Source organism: Bradyrhizobium sp. CB82 (assembly GCF_029714405.1).
Lineage (GTDB): Bacteria > Pseudomonadota > Alphaproteobacteria > Rhizobiales > Xanthobacteraceae > Bradyrhizobium.
The window spans coordinates 3,018,134-3,032,796 of sequence record NZ_CP121650.1; the positions used below are offsets into that span (position 1 = coordinate 3,018,134).

Genomic DNA, 14,663 nt, shown 5'->3' on the forward strand with positions numbered 1-14,663 from the left:
CACACGACTCCCATCGCTCACAGTTGTAGTCGGCCTTATCGCCGCGTTGATGACAGTCGAATTGCCCTACGACAGCCGAAAACTTATCGGCTGCGCCTTCGCCGGAGATCCTGCCAGTCGCCCCATACGCGCCATTTGTGACCGAGGCATCTCGCCGGTTTGCGATCCCGGAACACTGGATCCGCACCGTGATGAAAGTCGAAAGTGGCGGCAATGCGCAGGCGATATCGCCTCGGGGTGCGCTTGGCTTGATGCAGATCATGCCAGAGACCTGGGTCGAACTCAGCGTTCGCTACGAGTTCAGCTCCGATCCTTTTGATCCCCGTGAGAACATTTTGGCAGGGACGGCCTACCTACGCGAGATGCTCGACCGCTTCGGCTTAGAAGGGTTCCTTGCTGCCTACAACGCAGGCCCGGGCCGCTACGAGCAGCTCTTGGCAACAGGCCGTCGGCTGCCCGAAGAGACGTTGGTCTACGTCCGAACGATCCAATCGGAGATTGGAATCGAGCGCGGGCAATCCGGAGCTCCGCTTACCGTGCCCGCTGCTTCTCGGTTGCGAGACGCGCCCTCGGTGGGGCCGTCGACGAGTTCTTCCGCTGGCAATCGCTCGGCAACGATTGCACGACAGATTGGTCGCTCCGGGGAGATGCCCAACGCGGATGTGTCTGCGTTGATACCTCGTGCGACTGGCCTGTTTGTGCAGTTTTCAAGCGCGGGATCATCAAGATGATCGCACTCGCGCTCTGTCGGAGGTTGTCGAATGTTTTCGTACGTTCGGCAGTTGGATGGAGGACGTAGGGGATGGCCGACCGGGGATGGCAAGGGAAAAGGCCGGCCGTCGGTCCGGCCTATGTGGTTGGTTGGGTTCGAGGATTTGGTCATGCCGGCGGTGCCCTCTGCCGGCGCTTTTCGCAATTCATCGAACGAAATCAACCTTTCTCGCGCCAGACACCTACGCCAGGGCAAGGTTTCGTGTCGTGACGGCGCGCGACGACGACCTGCGCATTCGCCCCGGACGCATCCACCACGGCAACCGTGGGGCTAAGCGGCCCCAGACCTTCGTCGGTGAGGTGATGCGGTCCGCGAAGAAGGCGGGACACGTCGGCAACAGTTTCCGACCAAGCCAGGTGCGCAGCCGCTCTCAGTTCGGTCGTGGCCGACGCGCGGCGGTCTCGATCCGCCTGCGCTCGAATGCACGGCGCGTGGTGACGAAAGCACGCGTCGTGCGTCACAAGGGCTCGCGCTTTCGATCGGCGCCGCTGCCCAAGCACCTCGCGTATCTCAAGCGCGATGGCGTCACACGCGATGGCGAAGACCCCCGTATGTTTGACGCGGCCTCCGATGCGGCAGACGAGCGTGCCTTCGCCGAGCGCTGCGAAGATGATCGCCATCATTTCCGGTTCATCATTTCCCCGGAGGACGGGGCGGCGCTCGGTGACCTCAAAGCGTTCACGCGCGAGCTGATGCGCGACGTCGACAAAGATCTCGGAACCAGGCTCGACTGGATCGCGGTAGATCACTGGAATACGGACAACCCGCATGTCCACGTCCTCATCCGCGGGCGTGCTGACGACGGTCAGGACCTCGTGATCAGTCGCGAGTATATCAGCCGGGGCTTCCGTGATCGGGCGGCCGACCGAGTTACGCTCGAGCTGGGGCCGCGCAGCGAGCACGAGATTCGCACGAGCCTCGAACGAGAGGTGGATGCGGAGCGCTGGACCAGCCTCGACCGGGCGCTACGCGACGTCTCCGACGCGTCCGGCGGCGTAGCAGACCTTAGGCCGAGCCAAGATGTCAGAGATCCCGAACTACGCCGGCTCTTGATCGGCAGGGCCGCCAAGCTTGAGCGCCTCGGCCTGGCAGAGCCTGCCGGCCCCGCCTGTTGGACCCTGAAACCTGGTCTTGAACAGACACTTCGCCAGCTAGGCATGCGCGGTGACATCATCAAGACGATGCACCAGGCCTTGAGTGGTAACGGTCGCGAGCCAGACGTCGGCACCTTTGCCCTGCACGGCGAAGCGCCCAGCGATCCGATTCTCGGCCGCCTTGTCCAACGCGGGCTCGACGATGAGCTTAAGGGGACCGCTTACGCGATCGTCGCCGGCATCGACGGACGCACGCACCACCTGCGCTTTGGCGATATCGACATGACCGGCGATGCGCCCGCCGGCGCCATCGTCGAGGCGCGCGTCTATGATGATGCGAATGGACGCCGGCGGGTATCGCTCGCCATCCGCTCGGATCTGTCCATCGAAGAGCAGGTGGCGGCGAACGGCAGCACCTGGCTCGATCGCCAGCTCCTTACCAAGGATCCGCCGCTCAGTCGCGCCGGTTTTGGTGCCGAGGTGCGGGAAGCAATGGAAGCGCGCACCGATCATCTCGTGGAGCAGGGGCTGGCCCGCCGGCAGGGACCGCGCGTGGTGTTCGCACGCGACTTGCTCGCGACGTTGCGGCGTCGGGAGTTGCAGGAGGCCGGAGCCAAGCTTGGGGCCGAAACGGGGCTTGACCACCGTTTGACTGCTGAGGGCGATTCTATTTCGGGCATCTACAGGCAACGAGTGACCCTCGCCTCGGGGCGCTTTGCCATGATCGATGATGGGCTCGGTTTTCAACTCGTGCCGTGGCGGCCAGCCCTGGAGCAGCATCTTGGAAAGCAGGTGACCGGCGTCATGATGCCAGGCGGCAGGATCGATTGGGATTTTGGTCGTAAGCGCGGACTAGGCCTCTAGCGGTATAGACCGGATCCTGATCTGTCCGATTTCTGCGCGGGAACCGCACAACGCACCCTTGTGGGCTTCTTGTCCTTGATGTCGCGCGGATAGCCCTGCTGCATCCCGGCCATGTCGACGACCAAAGTGCTTTGGGGCCAGATCACGCTTGTCCTTGCCATCGTGCTCATCACCACGTGGGCAGCGACGCAATGGGTTGCCTGGAGGCTCGGATTTCAGCCGCGACTTGGGTCCCCCTGGTTTGAGCTCGGCATGCCCATCTACCTTCCGCCCGCCTTCTTCTGGTGGTGGTACGCATACGATGCCTACGCCCCAAGAATCTTCGCCGAGGGGGCCTGCATCGCGGCGTCCGGCGGAGTGATCTCGATCATTGTCGCCTTCGGAATGTCGATCTGGCGCGCGAAGGAGGCGCAGACCGCAGCCACCTTTGGTTCGGCCCGATGGGCGCTGCAGAATGAAATCCGTAGCGCGCAGCTCTTGGGTCCAGACGGCGTCGTGCTCGGCCGGTTTGATCGCAACTACCTTCGACATGATGGACCCGAGCACGTCCTCTGCTTCGCACCGACGCGGTCGGGCAAGGGCGTCGGCCTTGTGGTGCCGACGCTTCTGACATGGCCGGGCAGTTGCATTGTCCATGACATCAAGGGCGAGAATTGGCATCTGACCTCCGGCTTCCGCGCCCGCCATGGAAAGGTGCTGCTGTTTGATCCCACCAACCGCAACTCGGCGGCCTACAATCCCCTCCTGGAGGTCCGTCGCGGCGAGTGGGAAGTTCGGGACGTCCAAAACATCGCCGACGTGTTGGTCGATCCGGAAGGTGCCTTGGAACGGCGTAGCCATTGGGAGAAGACCAGTCATTCCCTGCTGGTCGGCGCGATCCTGCACGTCCTCTACGCCGAGCAGGACAAGACCCTGGCTGGCGTCGCAAAATTCCTGTCGGATCCCAAGCGCCCGATTGAGGCGACCTTGCGCGCGATGATGTCGGCGGCCCATCTTGGCGATGCCGGCGTTCATCCGGTGATCGCCTCCGCGGCTCGCGAGCTCCTGAACAAGAGCGAAAACGAACGCTCTGGCGTGCTTTCCACCGCGATGTCGTTTCTTGGGCTCTACCGCGATCCGGTTGTGGCGCAGGTCACGCGCCACAGCGACTGGCGGATCCGCGACCTGGTGGAGGCAGACCTGCCGACCACGCTCTATCTGGTGGTGCCACCCTCCGACATCAGCCGGACCAAGCCGCTGGTACGACTGATCCTCAATCAGATCGGCCGTCGCTTGACGGAAGATTTGAATGCCAAGGGGCGCCAGCATCGTGTGCTCTTGATGCTCGACGAGTTTCCGGCCCTTGGTAGGTTGGATTTCTTCGAGTCCGCACTCGCGTTCATGGCGGGCTACGGGCTCAAGAGCTTCTTGATCGCCCAGTCCCTCAACCAGATCGAGAAGGCCTATGGCCCGAACAATTCGATCCTGGACAACTGCCATGTTCGCGTGTCCTTCGCCACCAATGACGAACGGACCGCGCGGCGCGTGTCAGAGGCGCTGGGAACCGCGACCGAATTGCGCGCCATGAAGAACTATGCCGGACACAGGCTAAGCCCCTGGCTCGGTCACCTCATGGTGTCGCGGCAGGAGACGGCACGTCCGCTTCTGACGCCTGGCGAGGTGATGCAATTACCACCGGACGATGAATTGGTTCTGATTTCAGGGTGCCCCCCGATCCGCGCGAAGAAGGCGCGCTATTACGAAGACCCGCGGTTTCGGGAGCGGGTGCTTCCGCCAGCCTCGTCAAGTGGGGTGGAGACCCATGTTCGGCCTCCAAAGGATGACTGGAGCAAATTGCCCCTGGCGGTCACCCCGCGCGACACGCAGAAGCCAAAGGTTCAAGAACAGCAAACTGGATCCATCGACGATCCCACCAATGGTGGCATCAGGCGGGAGCCGGAGCTTCCCGTGCATGAAGACGTGGTGCCAGAGCGGACTCCCGTGAAGACCGAGTTCGAATTCACCGATGAGGATTCCGATGATGACATCCAGCGTGCAGGTGAACTGCGCCGGGCGGTGGCAGGCGTAGCCCGCCAGGCGGCGATGGATCCCGATGATGGCCTTGATCTCTAAGGTGAAATGATGCGGACCAAGCATACATTTCGCCTGCCACCCGATCTCGCCAGCCAGTTGGCGGACTATGCCAACCGGAAGCGGGTGCCACAGGCCCTCGTTGTCGAATCGGCACTGTCATCATTCCTCTCCCCGGATGGTTCCGAGCGCATGGAAGCGGCCCTCGGCCGGCGGTTGGACCGGCTGACGCGCCAGGTCGAGCGTCTCGAGCGTCACGTGACAATTTCGAATGAAGCGCTGGCGTTGTTCGTCCGCTTCTGGCTGACGGCGACGCCGCCTTTGCCGGATACCGCACAACCTGCTGCGCAGGCCAAAGGCCGCGAGCGCTATGAAGGGTTCGTCGAAGCTTTGGGCCGCCGGCTCGCCCGAGGCCAGAGCCTCGCGCAGGAACTCATCTTGGACGTCGAGCCGCGCGTTCGGCCGGCCGACAAACCTGATCACGCCTGATCGGTCTGCCGATTCTTTCTTTCGCTACGCCAGACTACGACATCGATGCCTGTGCGGTTGAAGCAAAAACGGGACTGCCCCTTCTGTCACCCTGCCGGCATTGAAGACGGCTTTCACGATGATCGGATATCGCCTCGCTGATCGCGAGCGCGAGCTGCACCGATCGATTCAGTTGCACGGGGAGCGGGAGATCATGACAACCGACAACGAACGACGTGGACAGGTCAACTTGAGTTTGGATCAGACTGAGGAGGCGAACGCCTCGTCGATCCCAAGTGAGACTCCCCGAACCAGAAGAGTCAGTGTTCAGCTCTCCGAGACGATTTTCGAGCGCTTGGAAGCTGCAACCGGCCAGCCGGGTGCCGGCAAGAGCATGGTCGTGGAGGAAGCTCTCGAACGTTTCCTGAGCCCGGCTCCGCCAGTGGAAGGCGTGGTTCACGAGGCCTTGCATCGGATCGGCGATCAGATTGAACGCCTGGAGAGCGAACTTGCGATCGTCGCCGAGACGGTCGCGTTGCACGCCCGTTATCACCTCACGGTGACGCCGCCGATGCCCCCATCGCAACAGCGCGATGCGTGTGTGCTGGGCTATCGGCGGTTCAAGGCCTTGGCCGAGCAGGTTGACCGGCGCGTGCGCTCTGGACAGCCGTTGATGCGGGAGACTATCGCCCGTCTCGGCGCGACCGAGCGCGCCGTCTCTCCGCCTGAGAGCGATGGGGAAGCCGCGCCCAGTCGTTCGGAAGATCAGAATGAGGTTCTCGCCGACGTCGAGCGAAATGTGGAATCCGAGCAAACGGCTGCCGTCCAGGAGGACGGCAGCCACCCCAACTTTCGACATTTGCCAAACGCGTTGTGTTGACTCGGCTGAGGCGGCCGGAAGGAGGGCAGGCCAGATCCCGCTCGTCCGGTCTGCCGTACCCGGATTCCCGGAGTCGGATGTCTCCAGTCGGCTTCCAAAATGGCGGTTGATCCTGGGTGTTTTTCTGCCGTTCGCGGCAGGCTACTATCTCTCCTATCTATTCCGTACGATCAATACGCTCATTTCTGAACCTCTGGCGGTCGACCTGGGTCTGGACGCCGGCAGTATCGGGCTGCTGACATCAGTGTATTTCCTGATCTTTGGAGCCGCCCAGATTCCGATCGGAATCCTGTTGGATCGTTTTGGTCCGTGCCGGGTTCAGAGCCGCTTGTTGCTGGTCGCGTCCTTAGGTGCCGCTCTGTTCGGTGCTTCGACCAGTTTCCCGTCCCTCCTGCTCGCCCGCGCGATGATTGGACTCGGCGTCGCAGCCGCATTGATGTCTGGCCTAAAAGCAATCGTTCTCTGGTTTCCGAGAGAGCGGGTCGCGCGGATGAACGGCCATATGATCATGCTGGGTGCTTTGGGAGCGGTGACAGCAACCCAACCCGCCGAATGGTTGCTGCACTGGATGGGTTGGCATGGACTATTCGAGGTTTTAGCGATCATAACGCTCGCAGTCGCCCTTTTGATCTTTCTAGCCGTTCCGGAGAGCGGGATCGCACGACAAGCACGACCGGCGGGGCTCCGGCTGCAAGCGATCTTCACAAATCGACAGTTCTGGCGAATTGCGCCTCTTTCCGCGAGCTGCGTTGGGACCGCCTGGTCGTTGCAGGCATTGTGGGCCGCGCCCTGGCTCACGGACGTCGAGGGACTGAACCGCGAAGCCTTGGTGACCCAATTGTTCGCCATGGCGATCGGCATATGCGTCGGCGCGTTGCTGTTGGGTTCAATTGCCGACCGGTTGCGAAGACGTGGCATCGGGATACTTTCCAATCGAGCTCGCCGCGCGAGCGAATGGCTGCCTGAACCTCTTGCATTTCGGATGGGCCTTCGCGATTCAATCCGGAACTGGATTCATATTGCAGCAATGGACCGTTCAAGATGGGCACTATCCGCTGATATCCTATCAGGTTGCCTTTGGGTTGAGCGTTGCGGTTCAAGCCGCGGCGCTGGCTTGGTTTAGCGTTCCCTGGACACGAGAATTGGGTGCGTGGATTGTCAGAACCCTCTTGCATCACCGCTCAGGACATGTGGACTCGGTTGAAGTTCCACCTGCCGAAATCTCGATCATCGACGCGCACGAGTGTGCGGAATGGTAACGTCATTCCGAATGTCACGCGTTCGGGCGCTCGTCTTGCATGCGGCAGAGCTCGTGCGCGCCCTCTCTCGGGCATCAATCATCTTTCTTTTTCTACGCCAGGCTGCGAACGCAGTGAGCCTCTCGTTGAACTGATCGGTCTCCTGCCTTTTCTAATGATCCCCATCTGAGGCGCTCGATTTGCCCTCAGTCGTTGGGGGACGGCGGTGCCAATCCATTCTCTTCAGTCAGAGGCGATCTCGCGTGGGGCACGCATGCTGCGTACGGCGCTTGGCCCCGCCATCGCACGCTTTCTGGAAGACCCGTCAATTGTTGAAGTGATGCTCAACCCCGATGGCCGGTTGTGGATCGACCGGTTATCAAACGGCCTCATCGATACCGGCGAGAGCCTGTCCGCTTCCGACGGGGAGCGCATCGTCCGGTTGGTTGCCCATCATGTTGGTCATGAGGTCCACGCTGGCGCGCCGCGCGTGTCGGCCGAGTTGCCCGAGACGGGTGAACGCTTCGAAGGCTTGCTGCCGCCGGTCGTCGCCGCTCCAGCATTCGCGATCCGCAAACCCGCGATCGCCGTGTTCTCGCTTGATGACTACGTCGCGGCGGGGATCATGGCCTCCGATCAGGCCGATGCGCTACGCGGCGCCGTCACCGCTCGCAAGAACATCTTGGTCGCCGGGGGCACCTCGACCGGCAAGACGACGCTGACGAACGCGCTGCTTGCGGAAGTCGCCAAGACTGCAGACCGCGTCGTCCTCATCGAAGATACCCGAGAGCTTCAGTGCAAGGCGCCGAACCTCGTCGCCTTGCGTACGCGGGATAATGTGATCTCGCTCTCCGATCTCGTGCGCTCGTCGCTGCGGCTGCGGCCTGACCGCATTCCGATCGGCGAAGTCCGCGGGGCAGAAGCGCTCGATCTTCTCAAAGCCTGGGGGACCGGGCACCCCGGCGGTATCGGCACCATCCATGCCGGCACGGCGCTCGGTGCATTACGCCGGCTCGAGCAGCTCATCCAGGAAGCCGTCGTCACGGTCCCCCGCGCTCTCATCTCCGAAACCATCAACGTCATCGCCGTGCTCGTCGGCCGTGGTGCCGATCGCCGGCTTGCAGAACTGGCCCGTGTAACCGGGCTCGGACCCGCCGGCGACTACAGCCTTTCACCAATGGGAGACCAGCTATGAATTGTCGTTTGTTTTGCGGAAGGATCATCCTTTCGGTCGGAGCATTCACCGGGTACTGCCTGATTGCCGGCCCCGCGTGGGCCGCAGGCTCCAACATGCCGTGGGAGCAGCCCCTCAACCAGATCCTGCAATCGGTCGAAGGTCCCGTCGCCAAGATCATCGCCGTCATCATCATCATCGTGACAGGCTTGTCGCTCGCCTTCGGCGACACATCGGGCGGTTTCCGCCGGCTGGTCCAGATTGTCTTCGGCCTGTCAATCGCCTTTGCCGCCTCGAGCTTCTTCCTGTCCTTCTTCTCATTTGGCGGCGGTGTGGTGATCTGATGGAAGGGCAGATCACAGGCTTTGTTGCGCCCGTGCATCGGGCCCTGACCGAACCGATCCTGATGGGCGGTGCGCCGCGATCGGTTGCCATCCTCAACAGCACCTTGGCCGCGGCGCTTGGCCTCGGTCTGCGCCTTTGGTTGGCAGGTCTTCTCCTCTGGTTCGTCGGCCACATGGTCGCCGTCTGGGCCACCAAACGCGATCCCGCCTTCGTCGAGGTCGTGCGCCGACACGTCCGCATCCCCGGTCACCTCAGCCTGTGAGTCCTCCATGATGAACCTTGCCGAATACCGACGCTCAATGACGCGTCTGGCGGACTTTCTTCCGTGGGCTGCGCTGGTTGATGAGGGAATTGTCCTCAACAAGGACGGTTCGTTCCAGCGGACCGCAAAATTTCGGGGACCAGATCTCGACAGCGCAGTGCCGGCCGAACTCGTCGCGGTCGCTGGTCGTCTGAACAATGCGCTTCGCCGCCTTGGATCTGGATGGGCCATCTTTGTCGAGGCACAGCGGCACTCCGCGGGCGCCTACCCGCAGAGCACATTTCCCGACGTTGCATCTGCCCTGGTCGACGCGGAGCGGAGAGCCCAGTTCGAGGAATCAGGCAGCCACTATGACTCGAGCTACTACCTGACGTTCCTCTACCTCCCGCCAGAGGAGGGTGCCGCGATGGCAGAACGGTTGCTCTACGAGAATAGCAGCCGCACCGTCGACGCTGATGCACGGGAGGTCCTGAGTGGGTTTATCGACCGGACCAACCGCGTAATCCAGCTCATCGAAGGATTTATGCCGGAATGCGCCTGGCTCGATGATGAGGCGACGCTGACCTACCTGCACTCGACCGTTTCGACCAGGCGGCATCGGATACGCGTGCCAGAGATCCCCATGTATCTCGATGCGCTGCTCGCCGATCAGCCCCTGACCGGTGGTCTTGAGCCGACGCTGGGCGAAGCCCACGTGCGCGTTCTGACGGTCGTGGGATTCCCGACGGCGACCACGCCGGGAATCCTCGACGATCTCAACCGTCTTGCCTTTCCGTACCGCTGGTCGACCCGGGCGATCATGCTCGACAAAACGGATGCCACAAAGCTTCTCACCAAGAGTCGTCGCCAATGGTTCGCCAAACGGAAGTCGATCGGCGCGATCCTGAAGGAGGTGATGACCAACGAGGCGTCCAGCCTTCTCGACACGGATGCGCACAACAAGGCCATCGATGCCGACGCCGCGCTTCAGGAACTGGGGACGGATCAGATCGGCGAGGCTTTTGTCACCGCGACGGTCACCGTCTGGGATCGAGACGCCCGTGCCGCCGACGAAAAACTGCGTCTCGTCGAGAAGGTGATTCAGGGACGTGATTTCACCTGCATGATTGAGACGGTGAATGCTGTCGAGGCCTGGCTCGGCAGCCTGCCGGGACACGTCTATGCCAACGTCCGTCAGCCTCCCATCTCGACCTTGAACCTGGCGCATATGATTCCGCTTTCGGCGGTATGGGCGGGAGAGGCGAGGGACCATCACTTCAAGGCACCGACTCTGTTCTTTGCCAAGACGGAAGGGTCGACCCCGTTTCGGTTCTCCCTCCACATCGGCGATGTCGGACACACGCTGGTTGTTGGCCCGACCGGCGCCGGCAAGTCGGTGCTCCTGGCGCTGATGGCCTTGCAGTTCCGCCGCTATCCGGAGTCCCAGATCTTCGCGTTCGATTTCGGCGGATCGATCCGGGCGGCCGCGATCGCCATGGGGGGCGACTGGCATGATCTTGGCGGCGCGGTTGCAGGAGAAGTGTCCGAGTATGTTTCGCTCCAGCCTTTCGCTGCGATCGACGATCCCGCAGAACGTGGGTGGGCTGCCGAGTGGATCGCCTCGATCCTGACCCGCGAACGGATCGAGGTCACACCCGAGGTCAAGGATCATGTCTGGTCGGCCCTGACGTCGCTGGCCTCAGCACCCCTTCCGGAACGGACTCTCACCGGCCTTTCCGTCCTCTTGCAGTCGAATCCTTTGAAGCGAGCGCTCCAACCTTATTGCCTGGGCGGTCCCTACGATCGGTTGCTTGATGCCGAAAGTGAGCGACTGGGCGAGGCCTCGGTTCAAGTCTTCGAAACTGACGGTTTGATCGGTACATCGGTCGCGCCGGCCGTCCTGTCATACCTGTTTCACCGGATCGAGGACCGATTCGATGGTCGGCCGACCCTCCTCATCATCGATGAGGGTTGGCTTGCGCTCGATGACGCGGACTTTGCGGGAAAGCTTCGCGAGTGGTTGAAGACACTGCGCAAAAAGAACGCTTCCGTCATTTTCGCAACCCAATCGCTGGCGGACATCGACGGCTCGGGAATTGCACCCGCCATCATCGAGAGCTGTCCGACCCGGATCCTGCTCCCCAACGATCGCGCCATCGAGCCACAGATCACGGCGATCTATCGCCGCTTTGGGCTGAACGACCGTCAGATCGAGATTCTCGCCCGCGCGATACCGAAGCGGGACTACTACTGCCAGTCGCGTCGCGGCAACCGCCTGTTTGAACTTGGCCTCGGTGAGATCGCCCTGGCGTTCACTGCTGCCTCCTCGAAAGCCGACCAGGCGCTGATCGAGAAGGTGCTGGTCGAAGAGGGCGGCGAGAACTTTGTGCCCGGTTGGCTGCAGGCCAGGAATATCGGCTGGGCTTGTGATCTCATCCCACACCTCGCTAACCTGGAGCTTTCCTCATGAGTCTCCTCCGTCGTGTCGTGGCGGCAGGCGCCATCGCGATCGCTCTTGCCGGCAACCCCAAGCCGTCGTCGGCGCAATGGATCGTATTCGATCCCAACAATTACGCGCAGAACGTGCTGACCGCCGCGCGCGCCTTGCAGCAGATCAACAACCAGATCACGTCACTGCAAAATCAGGCGCAGATGCTGATCAACCAGGCGAAGAACCTGGCGGCCCTGCCGTTCTCGTCGTTGTTACAGCTCGAGCAGTCGATCCAGCGTACCCAGCAGTTGCTCGGACAAGCTCAGCGCATTGCCTACGACATCCAGCAGATCGATCGAGCGTTCTCGACGACCTATGCGCCGGCGTCGTCAAGTTCTTCGGACCGGGCCCTCGTGGCCAATGCACAAGCACGCTGGCAGAACGCCGTCGCGGGCCTGTAGGACGCGATGCGGATGCAGGCCACCGTTGTCGGCAATCTCGACACCAGCCGAACCCAAATGTCGGCGCTCGTGATCGCGAGCCAAGGCGCGACTGGCGCACTCCAGGCAAGTCAGGCCGGTAACCAACTCCTCGGATTGCAGGCCCAGCAGCTCGCTGATCTCTCCGCCGTCGTTGCCGCACAGGGACGAGCTCAGAGCTTGGAGTCCGCGCAGCGCGCCGTTGCACAAGACCAGAGCAGGGAGCAACTGCGCCGGTTTCTAACGCCGGGGCAAGGCTACCAACCCGCAACCGTGCAGATGTTTCACTGATGATGGACACAATTATCCGCATACGGCTCGTGGGAGCCGCACTGCTTCTTGCCGCAGCTGTCGGCGCCTGTGCAATCCAACTGCGCAGCGGCGAAGATGAGGCCGCGGCTCCCACATCGACAAGCCAGGAAACCGATCCTCTCGCATCCAAGCTCGCGCAGTGCCGTACCGTCAACTACGAGCAGAGAGATGATTTCATCGAATGTCGCAAGATCTGGGCAGAGAAGCGGCGTCAATTCCTGAGCCAGAGGAAGGAGGCTGTGCGACAAAGCGGCGACGGCGCGTCGTCTAGCGGGTCGATAGTGAAGGACGAAAGCCGCTTACCTTCTGGCTACCCCTTCCCGCGGACGCCCGGAGGGAACGAGCGATGAACAACACCGGTGTCATCGACCAGTTCCTGGAAACCTTCACCCGCTACATCGACTCCGGATTTGGGCTCCTCGGGGGTGAGGTTGCCTATCTCGCGACCACGCTCGCCGCGATCGACATCGTGCTTGCCGGGCTGTTCTGGTCCTGGGGCGGCGATGAGGACATCGTCGCTCGCCTCGTCAAGAAGACCCTGTTCGTTGGCGTCTTTGCTTATCTCATCGGCAACTGGAACAGCCTCGCCCGGATCGTGTTCGAGAGCTTTGCGGGCCTCGGCCTGAAAGCCTCCGGTACGAGCCTTTCGTCAGCGGACTTCTTGCGTCCCGGCCGGATTGCGCAGGTCGGCCTCGACGCCGGACGGCCCATCCTCGAATCCATCTCCGGCCTGATGGGCTATGTCAGCTTCTTCGAGAATTTTGTCCAGATCGTCCTTCTGTTGTTCGCCTGGATCGTCGTCCTGCTCGCGTTTTTCATCCTGGCGATCCAGCTCTTCGTCACCCTGATCGAGTTCAAGCTGACGACGCTGGCAGGCTTCGTACTGATTCCCTTCGGCCTGTTCGGGAAAACCGCTTTCGCCACGGAACGGGTGCTCGGCAACGTGATGTCTTCCGGCGTCAAGGTCCTGGTCCTGGCCGTGATCGTCGGCATTGGCTCGACGCTTTTTGCGCAGTTCACGGCGGGATTCGGTGGCAACCAGCCGACCATTGAGAATGCGATGGCGATGGTGTTGGGAGCGCTCTCACTGCTTGGTCTCGGCATCTTCGGGCCCGGTATCGCCAACGGGATCGTTTCCGGTGGACCACAACTCGGCGCAGGTAGCGCCGTCGGCACCGGCTTGGCGGCCGGTGGCGTGGCTGCGGCCGGAGCCGCGCTCGCAGCCGGTGGCGCCGCTCTGGCCGGAAGTGCCGTCGGTGGAGGCAGCGCCATTGCGGGCGCCACCTCGAGCGCCTTCCGAGCAGGAGGTCTGTCCGGCGCCACAGAAGCAACTATGTCGGCCCCAGCTAGCCCCCTGCGCTCTGCTGCCGTCGAATCCGGTGGATCGAGCGGCAGCACGCATGGTGGCGCTACCGCGTCGTCCGAGAGAGCGCCCGCCTGGGTTCGCCGCATGAAACGGACGCAGACTCTCAGTCATGGGGCCGCAAGCGCGACACAGGCGGTCCGCGCAGGCGATCACGGCGGGGGAGGCGCCTCCGTCGATCTCTCACAGGGCGAGAGCTAATGCCTGTGATCACCCATCTGCCGTTCCCATTCATTTCCTGAGGTCAAAGCATGTTCAAACGATCGGCGATCCACTATGGCCGCACGCCTGCTCCGGTCACGCCCTATCAACGAGCAGCCCAGGTCTGGGATGACCGCATCGGCTCGGCACGCGTCCAGGCCAAAAACTGGCGTCTGATGGCATTCGGCTGTCTGTTCTTATGCGCGGGCTTCGCCGCTGCGCTTGTTTGGGAGTCAGCACAGGGCACCATCACCCCGTGGGTAGTCGAGGTCGATCATCTGGGTGAGGTGAGAGCCCTCGCACCCGCAGATTCCTCTTACCAACCCAATGATCCTCAGATTGCCTTCCACCTCGCCCGGTTCATCGAACATGTTCGCGGCCTTCCCATGGACGCGATCGTGCTGCGCCAGGATTGGCTCCGCGCCTACGACTTCACGACGGACCGGGGCGCTGCCGCCCTCAATGACTATGCGCGCAACAACGATCCCTTCGCCAAGGTTGGGAAGACGCAGGTTACGGTCGAGGTTTCCAGCGTCATCAGGGCCTCACCCGAAAGCTTCCGTTTAGCCTGGATCGAACGGCGTTACGAAAACGGCCAGATTGCCGCCACCGAGCGCTGGAGCGCGATCCTCACCATCGTCTTGGAGCCGCCCCGCGACATCGATCGGCTGCGCAAGAATCCCCTCGGCATCTACGTCAACGCCATCAATTGGTCGAAGGAGCTGGGATAA

13 protein-coding genes and 1 pseudogene are annotated in these 14,663 nt (G+C 62.2%); all 14 read left to right on the top strand.

Going from position 1 to position 14,663, the window contains the following annotated elements; genetic code table 11:
- Nucleotides 1–137 precede the first annotated feature (137 nt).
- The 14 genes and pseudogenes from QA640_RS14505 to trbF all read left to right on the top strand — a co-directional run bounded on the left by QA640_RS14505 (nucleotide 138) and on the right by trbF (nucleotide 14,663).
- Nucleotides 138–731 (top strand): lytic transglycosylase domain-containing protein, encoded by a 594-nt coding sequence (locus QA640_RS14505; protein WP_283041316.1) that lies wholly within the window; start codon nucleotides 138–140, stop codon nucleotides 729–731.
- 247 nt (nucleotides 732–978) lie between these two features.
- A complete protein-coding gene (locus QA640_RS14510) occupies nucleotides 979–2,730 on the top strand; it encodes a VirD2 family relaxase/mobilization nuclease (protein ID WP_283041317.1) in 1,752 nt (583 codons plus the stop codon).
- Nucleotides 2,731–2,841: 111 nt separating this feature from the next.
- A complete protein-coding gene (locus QA640_RS14515) occupies nucleotides 2,842–4,842 on the top strand; it encodes a conjugal transfer protein TraG (RefSeq protein WP_283041318.1) in 2,001 nt (666 codons plus the stop codon).
- A 9-nt stretch (nucleotides 4,843–4,851) separates the two neighbouring features.
- Complete coding sequence (locus QA640_RS14520) at nucleotides 4,852–5,289, top strand: CopG family transcriptional regulator (protein WP_283041319.1); 438 nt, start codon at nucleotides 4,852–4,854, stop codon at nucleotides 5,287–5,289.
- 118 nt (nucleotides 5,290–5,407) lie between these two features.
- Complete coding sequence (locus tag QA640_RS14525; protein ID WP_283041320.1) at nucleotides 5,408–6,148, top strand: hypothetical protein; 741 nt, start codon at nucleotides 5,408–5,410, stop codon at nucleotides 6,146–6,148.
- Between the two features lie 106 nt (nucleotides 6,149–6,254).
- Complete coding sequence (locus tag QA640_RS14530) at nucleotides 6,255–7,271, top strand: MFS transporter (RefSeq protein ID WP_349253722.1); 1,017 nt, start codon at nucleotides 6,255–6,257, stop codon at nucleotides 7,269–7,271.
- Between the two features lie 389 nt (nucleotides 7,272–7,660).
- The gene (gene trbB, locus QA640_RS14535) at nucleotides 7,661–8,581 is read left to right on the top strand and encodes a P-type conjugative transfer ATPase TrbB (RefSeq protein ID WP_283041321.1); all 921 of its coding nucleotides are present in this window, start codon (nucleotides 7,661–7,663) and stop codon (nucleotides 8,579–8,581) included.
- On the top strand, nucleotides 8,578–8,904 hold the full coding sequence (locus QA640_RS14540; protein ID WP_283041322.1) for a TrbC/VirB2 family protein: 327 nt from the start codon (nucleotides 8,578–8,580) through the stop codon (nucleotides 8,902–8,904). Before trbB ends, QA640_RS14540 begins: the two co-directional genes overlap by 4 nt.
- Nucleotides 8,904–9,167: a VirB3 family type IV secretion system protein gene (locus tag QA640_RS14545; RefSeq protein WP_283041323.1), complete on the top strand. Its 264-nt coding sequence runs from the start codon at nucleotides 8,904–8,906 to the stop codon at nucleotides 9,165–9,167. Before QA640_RS14540 ends, QA640_RS14545 begins: the two co-directional genes overlap by 1 nt.
- 7 nt (nucleotides 9,168–9,174) lie before the next feature.
- Entirely contained in the window at nucleotides 9,175–11,616 is a 2,442-nt protein-coding gene (gene trbE / locus QA640_RS14550; protein ID WP_283041324.1) for a conjugal transfer protein TrbE, read from the top strand.
- Nucleotides 11,613–12,347: pseudogene (trbJ, locus tag QA640_RS14555) on the top strand (P-type conjugative transfer protein TrbJ). Before trbE ends, trbJ begins: the two are co-directional and overlap by 4 nt.
- A gap of 2 nt (nucleotides 12,348–12,349) precedes the next feature.
- Nucleotides 12,350–12,718 (top strand): putative entry exclusion protein TrbK-alt, encoded by a 369-nt coding sequence (gene trbK-alt / locus QA640_RS14560; RefSeq protein WP_283042796.1) that lies wholly within the window; start codon nucleotides 12,350–12,352, stop codon nucleotides 12,716–12,718.
- Entirely contained in the window at nucleotides 12,715–13,932 is a 1,218-nt protein-coding gene (trbL, locus tag QA640_RS14565) for a P-type conjugative transfer protein TrbL (RefSeq protein ID WP_283041325.1), read from the top strand. Before trbK-alt ends, trbL begins: the two co-directional genes overlap by 4 nt.
- A gap of 50 nt (nucleotides 13,933–13,982) precedes the next feature.
- Nucleotides 13,983–14,663 carry a conjugal transfer protein TrbF gene (trbF, locus tag QA640_RS14570; RefSeq protein WP_283041326.1) on the top strand — a complete coding sequence of 227 codons (681 nt, stop codon included), beginning with the start codon at nucleotides 13,983–13,985 and terminating at the stop codon, nucleotides 14,661–14,663.

Bases quoted from the DNA above. Each gene is read 5' to 3' on its own strand.
- QA640_RS14515 (WP_283041318.1), top strand. From the start codon at position 2,842: ATGTCGACGACCAAAGTGCTTTGGGGCCAGATCACGCTTGTCCTTGCC.
- QA640_RS14520 (WP_283041319.1), top strand. From the start codon at position 4,852: ATGCGGACCAAGCATACATTTCGCCTGCCACCCGATCTCGCCAGCCAG.
- QA640_RS14525 (WP_283041320.1), top strand. From the start codon at position 5,408: ATGATCGGATATCGCCTCGCTGATCGCGAGCGCGAGCTGCACCGATCG.
- trbB (WP_283041321.1), top strand. From the start codon at position 7,661: ATGCTGCGTACGGCGCTTGGCCCCGCCATCGCACGCTTTCTGGAAGAC.
- QA640_RS14540 (WP_283041322.1), top strand. From the start codon at position 8,578: ATGAATTGTCGTTTGTTTTGCGGAAGGATCATCCTTTCGGTCGGAGCA.
- QA640_RS14545 (WP_283041323.1), top strand. From the start codon at position 8,904: ATGGAAGGGCAGATCACAGGCTTTGTTGCGCCCGTGCATCGGGCCCTG.
- trbE (WP_283041324.1), top strand. From the start codon at position 9,175: ATGATGAACCTTGCCGAATACCGACGCTCAATGACGCGTCTGGCGGAC.
- trbK-alt (WP_283042796.1), top strand. From the start codon at position 12,350: ATGGACACAATTATCCGCATACGGCTCGTGGGAGCCGCACTGCTTCTT.
- trbL (WP_283041325.1), top strand. From the start codon at position 12,715: ATGAACAACACCGGTGTCATCGACCAGTTCCTGGAAACCTTCACCCGC.
- trbF (WP_283041326.1), top strand. From the start codon at position 13,983: ATGTTCAAACGATCGGCGATCCACTATGGCCGCACGCCTGCTCCGGTC.